This window comes from Providencia sp. PROV129, from assembly GCF_028482245.1.
Lineage (GTDB): Bacteria > Pseudomonadota > Gammaproteobacteria > Enterobacterales > Enterobacteriaceae > Providencia > Providencia vermicola.
Genome location: NZ_JAMPQD010000023.1, coordinates 67,584 through 85,442 on the forward strand (window position 1 = coordinate 67,584; position 17,859 = coordinate 85,442).

The 17,859-nt window shown below is 41.1% G+C and carries 15 protein-coding genes; 4 read left to right on the forward strand and 11 right to left on the reverse strand.

Annotated features, from left to right (window positions below):
- Window positions 1–85: 85 nt before the first annotated feature.
- The 6 genes from dapB to ribF all read right to left on the reverse strand — a co-directional run bounded on the left by dapB (window position 86) and on the right by ribF (window position 6,975).
- On the reverse strand, window positions 86–907 hold the full coding sequence (gene dapB / locus PSF27_RS16990; protein WP_206084537.1) for a 4-hydroxy-tetrahydrodipicolinate reductase: 822 nt from the start codon (window positions 905–907) through the stop codon (window positions 86–88).
- A 299-nt stretch (window positions 908–1,206) separates the two neighbouring features.
- Entirely contained in the window at window positions 1,207–2,160 is a 954-nt protein-coding gene (gene ispH, locus PSF27_RS16995) for a 4-hydroxy-3-methylbut-2-enyl diphosphate reductase (RefSeq protein ID WP_206084536.1), read from the reverse strand.
- Entirely contained in the window at window positions 2,141–2,611 is a 471-nt protein-coding gene (fkpB, locus tag PSF27_RS17000) for an FKBP-type peptidyl-prolyl cis-trans isomerase (RefSeq protein ID WP_272681909.1), read from the reverse strand. The genes ispH and fkpB overlap by 20 nt, the downstream gene beginning before the upstream one ends.
- Before the next feature lie 83 nt (window positions 2,612–2,694).
- Window positions 2,695–3,198: a signal peptidase II gene (gene lspA / locus PSF27_RS17005; protein ID WP_206084534.1), complete on the reverse strand. Its 504-nt coding sequence runs from the start codon at window positions 3,196–3,198 to the stop codon at window positions 2,695–2,697.
- Window positions 3,198–6,008, reverse strand: a complete 2,811-nt coding sequence (gene ileS, locus PSF27_RS17010; RefSeq protein ID WP_272681910.1) for an isoleucine--tRNA ligase — start codon at window positions 6,006–6,008, stop codon at window positions 3,198–3,200. The genes lspA and ileS overlap by 1 nt, the downstream gene beginning before the upstream one ends.
- Before the next feature lie 28 nt (window positions 6,009–6,036).
- Window positions 6,037–6,975 carry a bifunctional riboflavin kinase/FAD synthetase gene (ribF, locus tag PSF27_RS17015; protein ID WP_206084532.1) on the reverse strand — a complete coding sequence of 313 codons (939 nt, stop codon included), beginning with the start codon at window positions 6,973–6,975 and terminating at the stop codon, window positions 6,037–6,039.
- Window positions 6,976–7,564: 589 nt separating this feature from the next.
- Here ribF and rpsT point away from each other — a divergent pair.
- Entirely contained in the window at window positions 7,565–7,825 is a 261-nt protein-coding gene (rpsT, locus tag PSF27_RS17020) for a 30S ribosomal protein S20 (protein ID WP_006662810.1), read from the forward strand.
- A gap of 58 nt (window positions 7,826–7,883) precedes the next feature.
- Here the strand turns inward: rpsT and nhaR are convergent, their stop codons facing one another.
- Window positions 7,884–8,801, reverse strand: a complete 918-nt coding sequence (gene nhaR, locus PSF27_RS17025; RefSeq protein WP_206084531.1) for a transcriptional activator NhaR — start codon at window positions 8,799–8,801, stop codon at window positions 7,884–7,886.
- Window positions 8,802–8,993: 192 nt separating this feature from the next.
- Window positions 8,994–10,169, reverse strand: coding sequence for a Na+/H+ antiporter NhaA (nhaA, locus tag PSF27_RS17030; RefSeq protein WP_272681911.1), 1,176 nt, complete (start codon window positions 10,167–10,169; stop codon window positions 8,994–8,996).
- A 391-nt stretch (window positions 10,170–10,560) separates the two neighbouring features.
- On the opposite strand from nhaA, the gene PSF27_RS17035 reads away from it, so the two are divergent.
- Window positions 10,561–11,409, forward strand: coding sequence for an EamA family transporter (locus PSF27_RS17035; protein WP_272574276.1), 849 nt, complete (start codon window positions 10,561–10,563; stop codon window positions 11,407–11,409).
- Window positions 11,410–11,538: 129 nt separating this feature from the next.
- Window positions 11,539–12,939, forward strand: a complete 1,401-nt coding sequence (locus PSF27_RS17040; RefSeq protein WP_206084528.1) for an amidohydrolase — start codon at window positions 11,539–11,541, stop codon at window positions 12,937–12,939.
- Window positions 12,940–13,005: 66 nt separating this feature from the next.
- On the opposite strand, the gene dnaJ is transcribed toward PSF27_RS17040, so the two are convergent.
- Together dnaJ and dnaK are read right to left on the reverse strand one after the other, a co-directional pair.
- Window positions 13,006–14,142, reverse strand: coding sequence for a molecular chaperone DnaJ (dnaJ, locus tag PSF27_RS17045; RefSeq protein WP_206084527.1), 1,137 nt, complete (start codon window positions 14,140–14,142; stop codon window positions 13,006–13,008).
- Window positions 14,143–14,251: 109 nt separating this feature from the next.
- Entirely contained in the window at window positions 14,252–16,168 is a 1,917-nt protein-coding gene (dnaK, locus tag PSF27_RS17050) for a molecular chaperone DnaK (protein ID WP_272681912.1), read from the reverse strand.
- A gap of 336 nt (window positions 16,169–16,504) precedes the next feature.
- Here dnaK and satP point away from each other — a divergent pair, with 336 nt between their 5' ends.
- Window positions 16,505–17,071: an acetate uptake transporter gene (gene satP, locus PSF27_RS17055; protein ID WP_272538973.1), complete on the forward strand. Its 567-nt coding sequence runs from the start codon at window positions 16,505–16,507 to the stop codon at window positions 17,069–17,071.
- 57 nt (window positions 17,072–17,128) lie between these two features.
- Here the strand turns inward: satP and mog are convergent, their stop codons facing one another.
- Window positions 17,129–17,710 (reverse strand): molybdopterin adenylyltransferase, encoded by a 582-nt coding sequence (gene mog, locus PSF27_RS17060; RefSeq protein ID WP_206084524.1) that lies wholly within the window; start codon window positions 17,708–17,710, stop codon window positions 17,129–17,131.
- Between the last annotated feature and the right edge of the window lie 149 nt (window positions 17,711–17,859).

The following is a 17,859-nucleotide window of genomic DNA, read 5'->3' on the forward strand; positions in this document are numbered from 1 at the left end:
TAAAATAAAATAATAACAAAAGCCATTATAAACCAATAAATAATAAATAATTTATTGATTTATAATGATAATTTAAAATAAAAAATCAAAGATCATCAAGACAAAGCACATCTTTCATATCATATAACCCAGATTTTTTAGAAAAAACCCAAGAAGATGCTTTAATAGCACCATTTGCAAAGGTCATCCTGCTCGATGCCTTATGTGTGATCTCTACGCGTTCGCCGATATCAGCGAACATCGCCGTATGTTCACCAACAATGTCTCCTGCTCGAATTGTTGCAAAACCGATAGTGCCAGCTTCACGCTCACCAGTATAACCTTCACGGGTATATACTGCGCAGTCTTTTAGATCCTTTCCTAGCGCACCCGCAATAGATTCCCCCATAGCTAATGCAGTACCAGACGGAGCATCAACTTTATGACGATGGTGAGCTTCCACAATTTCAATATCGGTGTAAGTTCCCATCACTTTTGCTGCTTTTTCCAGTAATTTAAGGACTAGATTAACACCGACGCTAAAGTTTGCCGCGAACACAATTGGAATGACTTTTGCCGCATCAGCAATAGCTTGTTTCCCTTGTTCATCAAAACCTGTTGTGCCAATAACCATGCCCTTTTGGTTAGCTTTGCAAAATGCTAAATAATGCAGCGTGCCTTCAGGCCGGGTGAAATCAATAACAACATCAAAATCATCAACGACTTTATCAAGAGAATTCGTAATATAAATTCCTAGTTTACCAACTCCTGCAAGCTCACCTGCATCTGCGCCAATCAGCGAAGAGCCTTCTCGCTCAATAGCAGCGCCTAATTGAATGCCATCTTGTTGTTGTGCCGCTTGAATTAACTGCCGTCCCATACGACCACCTGAGCCGACAATCGCAACACGTACCACTGAATTTTCCATGGTTCATCCTTTTTCATTATTGATGCAAATGACTAAATTTAAACTGAGTATCTCACGTGAATATCAATATTTTTCACAAACAATTTAGTTTATTATTGCGTTACAGATTAACCATCATGATGAGATTCTGCCAGTATTAATCGACAGTTATTAACAAAAACGTAGAACGCGGACTGATTATCAGAAAAAGTGTTGATGATAAGAAAAGTAGGAAAGAAAAAATCAGAATAAAAAAGACCGAGCCACCTTGATGATACAAAATGACTCTTTGAATAATATGCTGCTATGTATGCTATGTATTAGTTAATTTCTTTAACTTCGACTCGCAATTCTTTTGGCACTTCAAAAACAATATTTTCTTCACGGCCTTGTAGTTCAACAACAGAGTCTGCACCAAGCTCTTTTAATCTATCAATAACTTGACGAACTAAAATATCAGGCGCTGACGCCCCAGCCGTTAAACCAATAATATTTTTATCCGTTAGCCACTCAGTTTGGATGTCTTCTGCACCATCAATCAAAAATGCAGGTTTTTGCATTCTTGATGCAAGTTCAGCAAGACGGTTTGAGTTTGATGAGTTTTTAGAGCCTACAACTAGCACAATATCTGCACGCTCAGCCAGCTCTCTTGCCGCTTCCTGCCTATTGGTTGTTGCATAACAAATATCATCTTTACGTGGCCCAACAATACTAGGGAAACGTGCGGTTAGTGCATCAATGACATCTGAAGTGTCATCCACAGAAAGTGTCGTTTGTGTCATAAACGATAAATTATTTTCGTCTTTAACTTTCAATTTCCAAACATCTTCTGGGCTTTCAACAAGATACATACCACCTTCAGGGTTGCTATATTGCCCCATTGTCCCTTCGACTTCTGGATGCCCCGCATGCCCAATCAAAATCGCTTCTTTACCTTTACGGCTTGCACGAGCGACTTCCATGTGTACTTTAGTCACTAGTGGGCATGTTGCATCAAATAGCATGGTCAAATCACGAGAACGTGCTTCTTGGCGGATAGCTTGTGACACACCATGTGCAGAAAAAATTAAGATTGAACCATCTGGTACTTCAGAAATTTCTTCAATAAAAATAGCACCACGCTGACGCAAATCATCAACTACATAACGGTTATGAACCACTTCATGACGAACATAGATAGGTGCGCCGTATAGTTCTAATGCCCTTTCTACAATGCTAATTGCGCGGTCAACACCAGCACAAAAACCACGAGGGTTAGCCATTAATATTTGCATTGTGATTCTCCAATTGCGGGTCTACTTCAAGCACTTCAATTTCAAAGCTAATTTGTTGCTCAGCGAGTGGGTGATTAAAATCAACAGTGATCGATTCACCTTCGATCGATTTTACTACACCAGGCATTTCGCTGCCATTCATTGCGGTAAATAACATGATAGTCCCAATTTCAGGGATACCTGTATCCATAAAATCACGCAATGAAAAATACTGCACTAAATCAGGGTTATGTTTACCAAAAACAGTATCACCAGGTAATGAAAAATTTTTCTTTTCACCTTCGTTAAGCCCAATTAATTTGTCCTCAAGTTCAGGTGATAACGAATCATTCCCTAACACAAACAACGCAGGCTTTCCTTGTGCGTGTGAAGAATCGGCTGTAGAGCCATCTTCCAATTTCAATGTGAAATGCAGTAAAACTGCGCTCTGAGCCTGTATTTGAGTAGACATAAACCAAACCTATTTTGTCATAAAATTCAGCCCAGAAAATCTGGGCTGTGTGTCATTACATTGTAACCTATTGTGCTACCAATTTATTTGGCTTTTTCCTGCTTTGGCTTTTCTGGTAAAAAACCTTCCAAAATAACTAAAGCAGCACCAATACAAATTGCCATATCAGCTAGGTTGAATGTTGGCCAGTGCCAATTACCGACATAAATATCAAGGTAATCAACGACAAACCCATGAACCAGACGGTCGCTAAGGTTGCCAATTGCCCCGCCAATAATGAGTGCGTAAGCAATATTGGATAGGCGTTTTTGCGCGCTTTGGCGGTACATCATCACCATTAAAATAATGGAAATTCCCACCGCAATACCCGCAAAGAACCAACGCTGCCAGCCGCCTTCATCAGCCAAGAAACTAAATGCCGCACCAAAATTTTGGGCGTACATGATGTTGAAAAATGGCATTACAGCATGTGGTTCATACAGATTCAGGTCTTTTAGCACCAACTGCTTTATTCCTAAATCTGCCACGATAATCACGATGGTTAGCCATAACCAACGCAGGCCAGTAGAACAAATAGGCGTCTTCATTAAGCAAACTTACGCAATTCGCCGTCACCGGCTACGTTCGTCACACAGCGACCACAAATTTCTGGTTGCTCGCTTGATGAGCCGATATCGCTCGCATAATGCCAGCAACGTGGGCATTTTTCGCCTTCCGCTTTACTAAAGGCAATTTTAAGGCCTTTTAACTCGCTCTCTTGCGCATCAGCAGACGCCGTTGCAATATCCGCGACAGTCGCTTGAGAAGTCAGCAGAACGAAACGCAGTTCATCACCTAAACTTTGCAGTTTGTTTGCTAAGTCTTTATCTGCATATAACGTCACCGCAGCCTCTAGTGAGCCACCAATGTGTTTATCTGTACGCGCTTGCTCTAACACTTTATTCACTTCACCGCGAACCGCCAGCAGTTCAGACCAGAAGCTGTTATTCATTTCATTTGACTCATCTAAACCAAATAAGCCGTTATACCATTCTTCGGTTAGAACGAATTGAGCATGTTTTCCTGGTAATTCATTCCAGATTTCGTCTGAAGTGAAAGAAAGTACTGGGGCTATCCAACGTACTAACGCTTCAACGATATGGAACAGAGCTGTTTGGCAGCTACGACGCGCTAAGCTGTCGCCTTTCGCTGTGTACTGACGGTCTTTAATGATATCCAGATAGAACGAACCCATTTCGATAGAGCAGAAATGCATTAAACGCTGAATAACGGAAAGGAAATCATATTCATCATACGCTTTGGCGATTTCTTGTTGTGCTTCAAGCGCACGGCTAACCGCCCAACGGTCTAACACCACCATGTCTTCAGGTTTCACCATGTCCGTTTCTGGATTGAAACCATTAAGGTTCGCCAACAAGAAGCGGGCAGTATTACGAATACGGCGATATGAATCCGCTGCACGTTTTAAGATTTCATCAGAGACCGCGATTTCACCTGTATAATCCGTCGAAGCAACCCATAGACGCAGAATATCTGCACCCAGTTTATTCATGACATCTTGTGGACTTACCGTATTGCCTAATGATTTAGACATTTTACGGCCTTGGCCATCAACGGTGAAACCGTGCGTTAACACTTGGCGATATGGCGCTTTGCCTTTCATTGCTGTTGATAACATCAATGAGGACATGAACCAGCCACGGTGTTGGTCAGAGCCTTCCAAGTACATGTCAGCTGAATTACCATGGAATTCAGGACGTGCATCAACCACGGCAAAGTGTGTAGACCCAGAGTCAAACCAGACGTCTAGTGTATCTGGTACTTTACGGTAGGTTTCAGCTTCATCACCCAGTAATTCAGCTGGGTCAAGATCCCACCATGCTTGAATACCGTCAACTTCAACACGTTTAGCGACTTCTTCCATTAATTCTAACGTACGAGGATGCAGCTCTTCCGTATCTTTATGAACAAACAAAGACATCGGCGTTCCCCAAGTACGCTGGCGAGAGATACACCAGTCAGGGCGGTTTTCAACCATTGACTCAATACGTGCGCGACCCCAACCAGGGATCCACTGAACGATATCAATTTCTTTCAATGATTGTTCGCGTAAGCCATTTTTATCCATGCCAATAAACCATTGTGGTGTTGCACGGAAAATAACGGGGGTTTTATGACGCCAGCAACATGGGTAGCTGTGCGTGATTGCTTTTTTATACAGCAACGCGCCTTTTTCATTTAACAGCTCAACAATTAAATCATTAGCTTTAAAAATGAACACACCATCCAGTGTTGGATAGGTATTGGCTAAGAAACAACCGTCTGGCCCAACAGGGTTTGCTGTCTCTAAACCGTATTTTTGGCCAACCACATAGTCCTCAGGACCATGGCCTGGCGCAGTATGAACGGCACCTGTACCTGCATCTAATGTAACATGGTCACCTAAGATAGCAGGAACATCAAAGCCCATAAATGGATGTTCAAAACGCAGCAGTTCAAGCGCAGAACCTTCACATTCACCTAAAACTGCCCATTCGTCGATACCAACAGTTTTCATTACATCTTCAACAAGGTCAGCTGCTAAAATGACTAATTCGCCATTCGCTTGTACCAAGTTGTATTTAAATTCAGGATTCAACGAGATTGCGCGGTTAGCAGGCAATGTCCACGGTGTTGTTGTCCAGATAACCAGTGATGGCGTTTTATCACTCGTAACCCCGAATTTTTCACACACCACTTTGCTATCTACTGCAGGGAAACGAACGTAGATAGATGGGGAAGTTTTGTCATAATACTCAACTTCAGCTTCAGCTAATGAAGAACCACATGCTGTACACCAATGAACAGGCTTAGCACCTTTCACTAAATGGCCGTTTGCAATGGTTTTTGCTAACGCTCTGATGATGTGGGCTTCGGTTTTGAAGTCCATGGTTAAGTAGGGTTTATCCCACTCACCTAATACACCAAGACGTATAAAGTCAGCTTTTTGGCCTTCAATTTGCTCTTTTGCATATTGGCGGCATTGTGCACGAAATTCAGCGGCGGAAACTTTTTCTCCTGGTTTACCCACGATTTGTTCAACTTTGTGTTCAATCGGTAAGCCATGGCAATCCCAACCAGGAATATACGGGGAATCATAACCCGCTAATCCTTTGGATTTAATAATAATATCTTTGAGAATTTTGTTAACTGAGTGACCAATATGAATACTGCCGTTAGCATATGGAGGGCCATCGTGCAGAATAAAGGTTTTCTTGCCCGATTTTGCTTTACGGATTGCTTGGTACAAACCTTCTTTGTACCAGCGCTCTAACATCTGTGGTTCGCGTTTAGCGAGATCGCCACGCATTGGGAACCCTGTTTCTGGTAGATTCAGGGTATTTTTATAGTCACTCATCGATTCTCAGTTCCAATTTTCCGCTAAATTATCTGATTCCTATTGCAGTAAGATATTCTCTTGCTGCAATTACATCATTAGCAATTTGCTCCTTAAGCGCTTCCAACGAAGCAAACCGCTGCTCATCACGTAATTTCTTACGTAACACTACATCGATATGACGCCCATATAAATCCATAGTGGCATCAATCAGATGAACTTCTAACTGCGTTCCTTTTCCAGATACAGTCGGTCGTGTGCCGATATTCGCCACACCAGGCAAAGGCTTATCACCTAAACCATAAACTTCTACAGCATACACACCCGTCACTGGTGTGACTAAACGTTTTAATGGTAGGTTTGCCGTCGGAAAACCTATTGTTCTGCCAAGCTGGTTACCATGAACCACTCGCCCACTAATACGATAGGCATGCCCTAACAGGTTTTCCGCCAATTCAAGGTCGTTAACCTGAATAGCCTTACGAATGGCCGTGCTGCTGATGCGAAGACCTGAATCACAAAAGCTTTCTGTATCAGCAACCTCAAACCCAAACTCTTCACCTGCTTGCTGCAAAAAGGCAAAATCCCCCATGCGATTTTTCCCAAAACGGAAATCATCACCGATGGCGAGATATTTCACCCCTAATTTGTCAACCAGTAAATCTGAGACAAACTCAGCGGGTGTTAAAGAGGCAAAGTGCTGGTTAAATTCAACACAAAGAAGGTAGTCAATACCACTGTCTGCGAGGTATTTAACTTTATCTCTTAAACGTGTCAAACGCGCAGGCGCTTTGTCACCAATAAAAAATTCAAGAGGTTGTGGCTCAAAAATCATCACAACCGTAGGTAAGCCAAGTTCCTTACCCTTGAGTTTCAAATTTTGAAGTAATACTTGGTGCCCACGATGAACACCGTCAAAATTACCAATAGTCAGCACGCAACCATGATGGCACGCCCGGATATTCTGTATACCGCGAATTAGCTCCATAACAGGCTCAATACCGAGGAAATTGCAGGATTATACCTTGTACGACGCATAAGGTTAACCTTAGTTCGCAAAAGGTTACATTAAACCCTATTTTTTTGATTCTAACACGACCTAATAGCCATCTATTTTACGTGAACAACAAGCCACAATGCTACCCAATATGAGCAATTAGGCATAGATATCAAAAAATGTTGGGATAACCAATGGATTATCAATACAACAAATTTGTTCCGAGGTCTCTAAAAATATTCAATTTTTATCGTTTTCTCATCAATGCCTATAGCTAAACACATTTCGTGATTAATAAGCAATCAATAAGCGAGCAAATATCATACTCCCCTCTTATTGATGGGCTAAAATTTTTTTCTATCGTGATTGTTTTTAATTTTCTGACATCAATTACGCATTTTTTCACGCTAAGATCTGTATTCTTCTCATATTTGCTGATAGAATCTTGCACCATTCACAGCGCATGGACATCGAAGTACACGATGTTTATTTGCACAAATCCATTGACAAATGCAGGGCGAAAGGGCATATTCCTCGACCTTTGAATTGTCCTCAATAGAATACATTTGGGAGTTGGACCTTGGCTAATATCAAATCAGCTAAGAAACGTGCCGTTCAGTCAGAGAAACGTCGCCAGCACAACGCTAGCCGTCGCTCTATGGTACGTACTTTTATCAAGAAAGTTTACCTTGCTATCGCTGCAGGCGATAAAGAAGCTGCTCAGAAAGCATTCAATGACATGCAACCTATTGTTGATCGTCACGCCAGTAAAGGCCTGATCCACAAAAATAAAGCAGCACGTCATAAAGCTAACTTAGTTGCTCAAATTAAAGCAATGTAATTTTGCTTCTTGATTAGCTAAAAAAACCGGCCTAGGCCGGTTTTTTTATTTGCTTAATTTACTGCCCTAACTTGTCAAATGACACTGAAAATAATTCTGAAAAATCTTTATTGCAAACTCGCTGCACTGCTGGATGCTGAATCATTCTTTCTGCAAAAATAACGTAATATTCTTCTTTTACATTTTCTAATCGCCCTAATTCTACAATATCTTCTCCGCCTAAAAGGTCAGGTGTATACTGAGAAGGAGCAACAAAAATAGCATTATAATGCATGCCAAACGCTTTCATTAATGCAGCATCATCGAACTCGCCTAATACCTCAACTTGTAAATTTTTATTCCGTATCCAAGCTAAAATATGCCGACCTAAAAGATAACGTCTTCCAGGAATCAGTAAGCGACGCTCTTCTAAACATTCAGGAAATGGCTTTTTCGGTATTGGCTGACGGCAAAAAAAGCTCATACTGCATTCACCCAATTTAACGGAAAACAGGCCTTCCTGCTGTGATGAATCAACTGGGCAGTCCGATAAAATCATATCCAACTTATGTTGGCTAAGTTGCTCTAATAACAGTTCGTGAGTTGATTCAAAACAGCGCAAGTGAATCTGTTCATGCTCAACAACTGTCGTTTCCAATATTCGGCTAACTAACTGTTTTGACAATGTATCAGCAACACCAACATCAAATAGTAAGTTGGACTCTCTGCTGTAATTAACTATATCGAGCATTTCTTGGCTAAGCATAAACATTTTATCTGCGTAGCGAAAAATAAGTTGCCCGAGTTCGGAAGGCACTAAACCACGCCCCTGTCGCTTAAATAATTTACCACCTAAACGCTCTTCTAGCGCCTTTATTTGGCCTGTTATGGTCTGAGGAGTCAGGTAAAGTGCTTCAGCCGCCCCCACGACAGAGCCCTCTTTACATACATGCCAAAAGTAGTAAAGATGGTTAAAATTTAAATGTGAAACCCGCATATCGATTCCTTTTGTATCGTCAATAACCACACTTGGTGCTATTCACCATACATATCTACCTGTCCCCATGAATCAGGGGCTTTTATTATGTATAACCGTAGTGTATCTGCAAAAGATACACTACGGCATATCATAGAATATTAGTTCGGAAATTCTTACTAAGAATTAACTAAATTACTTTATAATTCTAGTTCACGCTAACTGTTTTTGTTTCGGTAAGACTACTCTTAACATAAAATAACCGAGCACTGCTGCCACTGTGGAGCCAATTAAAATACCTAGGCGTGAGTAAGTACTATATACCTCATCAATACCATCGAATGCGAGCCCAGTTATAAAAATAGACATAGTAAAACCGATCCCACATAACACCGAAACAGCAAAAACTTGCTTCAAATTAATCGACTCAGGTAATTTCGCAAAGCCAAGTTTTACCGAAGTCCAACTAAATAAGAAAATCCCAATTGGCTTACCCAATACTAACCCTGCAGCCACACCAAGCGGTAACGGACTCAATAACCCATCAAAGGTGATGCCTTGTAATTGAACGCCTGAATTTGCAAATGCAAAAATAGGTAAGATTAAATAGACAACCCACGGATGTAAGACATGCTCAAGCTCTTCAGAAGGTTTTGTTTGATTTGTGCCCCTTAATGGAATTAAGAAACCAACAATCACCCCCGCCAATGTAGCATGAACACCTGACTTTAATATACATACCCACAATATCAGCCCTATAACTAAATAAGCTGCTGTATTTTCCACTTTGCGCCAATTCATAGTGACCAATATTGCAATACATAAAGCAGCTAAGCCGAGCGCAATCATTGATACAGAGCTTGTATAGAAAAAGGCAATAATCACAATAACACCAAGATCATCGATAATAGCTAGCGCCAATAAAAAGACCTTTAACTCAGTGGGTACGCGCTTACCTAATAACGCCATAACACCTAAAGCAAATGCAATATCTGTTGCCGCTGGTATTGCCCAACCTTGTTGAGTGATTTCATTTCCACCATTAAAAAGCAGGTAAATTAGTGCAGGAACAATCATCCCACCTAATGCTGCAATTGCTGGAAATATAGCTTTATCACGACCAGCTAAGGATCCTTCCAATAATTCACGTTTAACCTCAAGACCCACGACTAAGAAAAAAATAGCCATTAGGAAGTCATTAATCCATAAAATTAATGGTTTATCTAGCCCAAAGTCTGAAATTTTAATCGATACTGGGATCGTTAAAAATTGCTGATAAGCGCCTTGCAATGGCGTATTAGCCATAATCAAAGCAACTATGGCAGCAATAATCAGGAGTAAGCCCCCTGCTGCTTCTAACCTTAAAAATTTACGAATAATTGCTGTCATTTATTTTAACCTCAATATTTTTTGAATGTTAATATTATGCTAATTATTAATTCGTAAAAAATCGTTTATTCATCCATTAAAGCTCGGAATTAGCGATCTATTTAGGTTAGGGATCACTCAAAATGATAAAAAAACGTTAATTTCACTATAGACAACTTTTATAAAAACAAATAATAAATTTTTTAAAAAGTGACTTTATAAATTCAACTTTTTCTCGTTTTTCTAATTTACATTTTTTGATGTTCTTGTCGCAATCATCTATTTTTTCTGTTCGAAGGGTTTCGCAATAATTTTTAATATGGGAGACTGAGTTACAATCGTTTTGCGAAGCGCTTCGCAACAACAACGTTATTTATTTTTCAAACAAAAAAATAATCTTTATCCTTAAATTATGACTACTTACGTATTACTCGCCGTCCTTTTTGCTGCTTTTTGCCATGCAACTTGGAACGCCTTAGTTAAATTTGGTAATGACCGTTTTTTTGGTCTCGTCATGATTTCTTTTTTTTCGGGTGTGCTCGCCATTCCAGCAATATTTTGGTTGGGGCTACCTTCTCCCCAAGCAATGCACTGGTTGGCCTTATCGGTATTGTTCCACATTGGCTACACCTACTTTTTAAGCCAGGCCTATACTCACGGTGATTTGAGCCAGATTTACCCTATTTCACGAGGTTCCGCGCCACTGATTACAGCATTGCTTGGCGCTGTATTATTCAATGAGTTTATTCCATTAATGGGTTTTATTGGCATACTGCTCATTATTAGTGGTGTTTTACTCATCGCCTTTGCTGGAAGAAAATTTCAATTAAATATCAAAGGAAAAGCGTTAACTTTTGCCTTATGTACAGCCTTTTTCACAGCCTGCTACACACTTTCAGATGGCCACGGAGCTCGAGCCAGTGAAGACCCTGTCGTCTACACACTTTGGCTATTTTTATTAAATGGTATCGTCTTAACTATTTCAGGTATTATTAAATATCGCACAACACTTGTGCTCGGTATTCAGCAATATTGGCGTTCTGGGTTATTAGGTGGGTTAATGCAATTAGTGAGCTATGGCATTGCTATTTGGGCAATGAGCCAAGCACCTATAGTTATGGTAGCAGCCATCAGAGAAACCAGCGTACTCTTTGCAATGTTCCTTTCGATTGTCTTTTTAAAAGAAAAGTTCAACTTAATGCGAGTTCTTGCCTGCATAGTTATTTTATCGGGTGTTTTACTTGCCAAACTTAGCAGTTAGCCCGCGATAAGGGACTGAACATAAATATCAATCCCTTATATTTAGGTATTAGAGTGTGGTTTTTAATAAATCCACTTGAGCCTTTTATAAAGAATAAAAACTGATTTTTCATTTGGATATGAGGTAGCAATGTCTTTTACAAAGTCTTTATTAGCACTTGCAACAATGACGTCTTCTTTTGCAAGCTTTTCTGTCACACCTGTGGATATGATGATAGTTGATGGTACAGTCTTAACGATGGATGCTAAAAACCACATCATCAAAAACGGTACCGTTGTCATTAAAGAAAATAAAATCATTGCCGTAGGTGGACCAGAGCTTGCAAAAGACTATCAAGCTACGAATGTGCTCAATGTCGAGGGAGACATTGTCATGCCAGGTCTAATTAATACCCATACTCATGCATCAATGACTGTTTTTCGTTCATTGGCGGATGATGTTCCAGACCGCTTACATCGTTATATATTTCCCCTAGAAAACAAGATGGTAAGCCGTGAAATGGTACGCGTTGGTGCGAATCTTGCCAATATTGAAATGATTAAGGGGGGCGTCACAACATATGTCGATATGTATTATTTTGAAGACGAAGTGGCAAAAACGGTTGATAAAATTGGCTTAAGAGCTGTTTTAGGTGAGTCCGTGATCCAGTTTCCTGTTGCTGATGCGCAAAATGCAGATGAAGGTATTCAATATGCAGTGAGTTTTATTAATCAATACAAAGACCATCCACGCATAACTCCAGCTTTTGCACCCCATGCTCCATATACCAACTCAACTGAGCATTTACAGCAAATTTCAACATTATCTCAAGAATTAAATGTTCCAGTCATGATCCACTTAGCCGAAACCGATCGCGAGCAAGAAGAAATTGCTAAGCGAACAGGTGGTAAAAGCCCTGTTCAATACATGGCTGATATTGGCGCACTGAATAATAAAGTCATTGCTGCACACGCAATTATGGTGAATGAGCAAGATATGGATTTGCTGAAAAAATACGATGTCGGTGTCGCACATAATATCAGTGCCAACACCAAATCAGCAAAAGGCGTTGCGCCTGTCACGACTATGTTAGAAAAAGGCATTCGGGTAGGGTTAGGAACCGATGGCCCAATGTCGAGCAATACTCTAACAACATTAAATGAGCTTAATTTAGTCGGTAAAATTCATAAACTAGAGAACAAAGACCGAGCTGCAATGCCGCCGCTCACTGTTGTCGAGCTAGCCACCAAAGGCTCAGCTAAAGTTCTGCATATGGAAGATAAATTAGGCTCACTTGAAGCGGGTAAACTTGCAGATATTATTGTTATTGATACTAAATCACCTAATATGGTTCCAATGTATAGCCCATATGCCGCACTTGTTTATGGCGCGAATGGGGCTAATGTTCGCCATACGATAGTAGACGGTAAAGTTTTGATGCAAGACCGCCAATTACTCACCGCTGATGAAAAAGTGATTATCCAAGAAGCACAAGACTTTGCAAACAAAGTACGTGAAACCGTTATTGCTAGCGGGGAAGTGGTTAAATAACATAATAAAATGGCTGGTTCTGTATTTCACAGACCAGCCATTCTAATTTATTAAATAATTAACACATTATTTGTTCGTTAAATCATCAAAGAATTTTTTCACGCCATCTAGGAAGCTTTTGGAACGCGGACTATTTTTTTCTCCGCTTTTGCCACCTAAAGACTCGCCAAACTCTTTGAGTAACGCTTTTTGCTTCTCATTCAGTTTTACGGGAGTTTCAACAACAATGTGGCACATCAAATCGCCTTGCAGACCTCCACGCACAGATTTCACACCTTTTCCTTTCATACGGAAAATTTTACCTGTTTGTGTCTCTGCTGGAATTTTCAGTTTTACACGACCATCAAGGGTTGGAACTTCAATTTCACCGCCCAAAGCTGCATCGGCAAAGTTAATTGGTACTTCGCAATGCAGGTTATTACCATCACGCTCAAAAATGTTATGAGGTAATACATGAACTTGAACGAATAAATCGCCTGCTGGAGCTCCGTTCTCACCCGCTTCACCTTCACCCGATAAGCGAACGCGATCACCCGTATCAACCCCCGCTGGAATTTTAACTGATAGTGTTTTATATCTTTCAACACGACCATGACCATGGCATTTGTTGCATGGGTCTTTGATAACTTTTCCGCGACCGTGGCAAGTTGGGCAAGGTTGTTGTACCGAGAAAAAGCCTTGGCGCATATGCACTTGGCCCATACCATGACAAGTGGAACAAGTATCAGCACTGGTTCCTGGTTTCGCACCATTACCATGGCACACATCACAGGTTTCTAGCGTCGGAATACGAATTTCTTTGGTCACTCCACGGACAGCCTCTTCAAGAGTCAATTCCATGTTGTACTGCAGATCAGAGCCACGGCTTGGGCGTTGCTGTCTGCGACCGCCTCCGAAAATATCACCGAAGACGTCACCAAAGATATCGCTAAAGTCAGCGCCACCGCCAAACCCGCCGCCGCCCATTCCGCCTTGTTCAAACGCAGCATGACCATATTGGTCATAAGCGGCACGTTTTTGCTCATCGGAAAGAACTTCGTAAGCTTCTTTAATTTCTTTAAATTTTTCTTCAGATTCGTCTTTATTGCCCTGATTACGGTCAGGATGGTATTTCATTGCTAAGCGCTTATACGCTCTTTTTATGTCTTTTTCTGAAGCATTCTTTTCAAGTTCTAAAACCTGATAAAAGTCTCTTTTTGCCATTTAATTTACCCTTAACATGCGGAACGGGCGCAGAGTTCCCTCAACGCCCGTATCCGGTATCAGTAACTATTAACCATCTTCGCTACAGCTACTGCGCCCGCTAAGGGCATTATTTTTTGTCTTTGTCGTTAACTTCTTCAAACTCAGCGTCAACAACATCATCATCTTTCTTCGCTTCTGCGCCAGCTGCACCGGCACCGCCTGATTGAGCTTGTTGCTGTGCGATTTCCAGAAGTTTTGCAGATGCAGTGACTAAAGCTTGGATTTTCGCTTCGATATCTGCTTTATCTTCGCCTTTCGCTGCAGCTTCTAACTCAGATGTTGCTTTTTCGATGTTTGCTTTATCGTCCGCTGGTAATTTGTCACCTGCTTCTTCGATTTGTTTACGTGTACCGTGAACCAGTTGGTCAGCTTGGTTACGAACCTGCACTAACTCTTCAAATTTACGGTCAGCTTCTGCGTTCGCTTCTGCGTCACGTACCATTTTTTCGATTTCTTCGTCGTTCAGGCCTGAAGAAGCCTTAATGGTGATGTTTTGCTCACGACCGCTGTTTTTGTCTTTCGCAGACACATGTAAGATACCATCAGCATCGATGTCGAAAGTCACTTCGATTTGTGGCATACCACGTGGTGCTGCTTGGATACCGTCTAAGTTAAATTGACCCAGTGATTTGTTATCACACGCACGTTTACGTTCACCTTGCAGAACATGGATCGTCACGGCTGCTTGGTTATCTTCCGCGGTTGAGAACACTTGGCTGTGTTTTGTTGGGATAGTGGTATTCTTCGAAATTAACGAAGTCATCACGCCACCCATGGTTTCGATACCTAAAGACAGAGGCGTTACGTCAAGTAACAGAACGTCTTTAACATCACCTGCTAAAACACCACCTTGTACTGCAGCACCCATTGCAACCGCTTCGTCTGGGTTAACGTCTTTACGTGGTTCTTTACCAAAGAAGTCAGCAACAACTTTTTGAACCATTGGCATACGTGTTTGGCCACCAACTAAAATAACATCGTTGATTTCACTCACACTTAAACCTGCGTCTTGCAGTGCAACTTTCACTGGCTCCATTGAACGCTTAACTAAGTCTTCTACCAGTGACTCTAATTTTGCACGAGTCACTTTGATGTTCATGTGTTTTGGACCTGTTGCATCAGCAGTGATATATGGCAGGTTCACATCAGTTTGTTGTGCAGAAGACAGCTCAATTTTCGCTTTTTCTGCAGATTCTTTCAGACGTTGCATTGCTAACGGATCGTTACGCAGGTCAACACCTTGTTCTTTTTTGAATTCTTCAACTAAGTAGTTGATTAAACGTGTATCGAAGTCTTCACCACCTAAGTGAGTATCACCATTGGTTGCTAACACTTCATAGGTTTTTTCGCCATCAACTTCATCAATTTCGATGATTGATAAGTCGAATGTACCACCACCTAAGTCGTAAACAGCAATTGTACGGTTACCAACTTCTCTATCTAAACCATAAGCTAATGCTGCTGCTGTTGGTTCGTTGATAATACGTTTTACTTCTAAACCAGCGATACGACCCGCATCTTTAGTTGCTTGACGCTGAGCATCGTTAAAGTAAGCAGGCACAGTGATAACCGCTTCTGTGACTGGCTCACCCAAGTAATCTTCCGCTGTTTTCTTCATTTTTTTCAGAACTTCAGCTGAAACTTGTGGCGGTGCCATTTTTTGGCCTTTCACATCTAACCAAGCATCGCCGTTATCTGCAGCAATGATTTTGTATGGCATGATAGCGACATCGCGCTGAACTTCTTCGTCTTGGAAACGACGACCAATCAAACGTTTGATTGCAAATAAAGTATTTTCTGGGTTAGTAACAGCCTGACGTTTTGCTGGCTGACCAACTAAAATTTCACCATCTTGAGTGTACGCAATGATGGAAGGAGTAGTTCTGTCACCCTCGCTGTTCTCCAGAACACGAGCGGTAGTACCATCCATAATTGCAACGCATGAGTTAGTTGTACCCAAGTCGATACCAATAATTTTACCCATCTAAAACGCCTCCAAAGGAATTCTTTTCACTATGATTTCGATATCAATCTATATGCGGCTCAATATTTCTTTTTCAAGGGCGTTTTTCACCCTGAGCCTAAATTATTTTTCAATACGCAATAATTCACAGAGATATCGGTTGATGCTTTAAAGATGGGGTCGTAAATCCATTCATCAAGGGGGGAATTAAAAAAAATTTGCATTTATTGCAAAAAAACCTGTCTTGTGATCATTGTTTAGGCAACTAAAACTGCGTATGATTCGCCGCCACTGCCATTTTAGCGGTGTTTATTTCTTTTTATCTATTTGAATTTTATATATTTTACCAGAGGTTATATGCAGTCTAGCTCTCTTGCAAATCCAGGCCCACTTGGTTTACTAGGCTTTGGTATGACAACCATCCTGTTGAATATTCATAACGCAGGATTTTTTCCACTTTCATCCGTTATTTTAAGCATGGGTATTTTTTATGGTGGGATTGCCCAATTTATCGCAGGGCTGATTGAATATAAAAAGGGCAATACATTTGGCGCAACCGCATTTACCTCTTATGGGATGTTTTGGATTGCATTAGTTGGTTTATTATTTTTACCAACTATGGGGTTAGCCGAAGCCACCTCGCCTGAATTTTTAGGCGTTTTCCTTGCTATTTGGGGGATTTTTACCTTTTTCATGTTCCTTGGCACATTTAAAGCTAACGTTGTGCTGCAATTTGTTTTTGGTAGCTTAACAGTCTTATTTGCCTTACTTGCTATTGGCAATCTAACGGGCAACGCTGCGCTACTCCAATTTGCAGGTTTCGAAGGAATTATCTGTGGTGCGAGTGCGTTCTATTTAGCGGTCGCAGAAGTGTTAAATGAGCAATACGGCAGAACTGTGCTACCTATTGGCCAGCGCGGCTAATTATTGCTAATGGTATTTAATCAGGTGAGTGAATGCTCACCTGATTGTATTCAAAACTTATTCAGTACGGATCGCCGATTTTGGCCTAAACGCCTTAACGATTGTAGGATCAGTTTCCACATACGGGCCATCGAGCAATTGAATGCAATAAGGAACACTCGCAAAAATCCCTGATACCAGTACATTTCCTTCCTTATCTTTCAACCCTTCCAATGTTTCAGCAATGGCTTTTGGCTGCCCTGGTAAGTTTAAAATTAAGGCCTGATTGCGGATCACGCCGACTTGACGCGATAAAATAGCAGTGGGAACGAATTTCAAGCTAATTTGGCGCATTTGCTCACCAAACCCTGGCATTTCACGATCGGCGATGGCTAATGTTGCATCTGGTGTCACATCACGACGAGCAGGCCCTGTGCCACCTGTGGTAAGCACTAAATGGCATGCAAACTCATCCACCAGCTCACACAAAGTTTGTTCAATCATGACTTGCTCATCTGGAATTAACCGCGTTTCAATGCGAAAAGGCGTTGTTAGCGTTTTTGCTAACCACTCTTCTAATGCAGGGATGCCTTTATCTTCATAAATACCGCTCGAAGCACGATCAGAAACAGAAACCAGACCTATGCGCAATTCATTCATACAAACCTCAAAAATTGACTTATCAGAAACTGTTTATTTGCCCATAAACAGGTGTAATATCATACCATGAAGCATATTTTCATGCAGCGTTGTGGCTTTTTTATATTTAAATTGAGATATAAATCAATGAAAAATAGCCATAAAAAAAC

What these genes read in the sequence shown, in the direction of transcription:
- mog (WP_206084524.1), bottom strand. Translation starts at nt 17,710, where the DNA reads ATGAATGAATTGCGCATAGGTCTGGTTTCTGTTTCTGATCGTGCTTCG.
- dnaK (WP_272681912.1), bottom strand. Translation starts at nt 16,168, where the DNA reads ATGGGTAAAATTATTGGTATCGACTTGGGTACAACTAACTCATGCGTT.
- nhaR (WP_206084531.1), bottom strand. Translation starts at nt 8,801, where the DNA reads ATGCGGGTTTCACATTTAAATTTTAACCATCTTTACTACTTTTGGCAT.
- PSF27_RS17035 (WP_272574276.1), top strand. Translation starts at nt 10,561, where the DNA reads ATGACTACTTACGTATTACTCGCCGTCCTTTTTGCTGCTTTTTGCCAT.
- satP (WP_272538973.1), top strand. Translation starts at nt 16,505, where the DNA reads ATGCAGTCTAGCTCTCTTGCAAATCCAGGCCCACTTGGTTTACTAGGC.
- ileS (WP_272681910.1), bottom strand. Translation starts at nt 6,008, where the DNA reads ATGAGTGACTATAAAAATACCCTGAATCTACCAGAAACAGGGTTCCCA.
- nhaA (WP_272681911.1), bottom strand. Translation starts at nt 10,169, where the DNA reads ATGACAGCAATTATTCGTAAATTTTTAAGGTTAGAAGCAGCAGGGGGC.
- PSF27_RS17040 (WP_206084528.1), top strand. Translation starts at nt 11,539, where the DNA reads ATGTCTTTTACAAAGTCTTTATTAGCACTTGCAACAATGACGTCTTCT.
- dnaJ (WP_206084527.1), bottom strand. Translation starts at nt 14,142, where the DNA reads ATGGCAAAAAGAGACTTTTATCAGGTTTTAGAACTTGAAAAGAATGCT.
- fkpB (WP_272681909.1), bottom strand. Translation starts at nt 2,611, where the DNA reads ATGTCTACTCAAATACAGGCTCAGAGCGCAGTTTTACTGCATTTCACA.
- dapB (WP_206084537.1), bottom strand. Translation starts at nt 907, where the DNA reads ATGGAAAATTCAGTGGTACGTGTTGCGATTGTCGGCTCAGGTGGTCGT.
- ispH (WP_206084536.1), bottom strand. Translation starts at nt 2,160, where the DNA reads ATGCAAATATTAATGGCTAACCCTCGTGGTTTTTGTGCTGGTGTTGAC.
- lspA (WP_206084534.1), bottom strand. Translation starts at nt 3,198, where the DNA reads ATGAAGACGCCTATTTGTTCTACTGGCCTGCGTTGGTTATGGCTAACC.
- ribF (WP_206084532.1), bottom strand. Translation starts at nt 6,975, where the DNA reads ATGGAGCTAATTCGCGGTATACAGAATATCCGGGCGTGCCATCATGGT.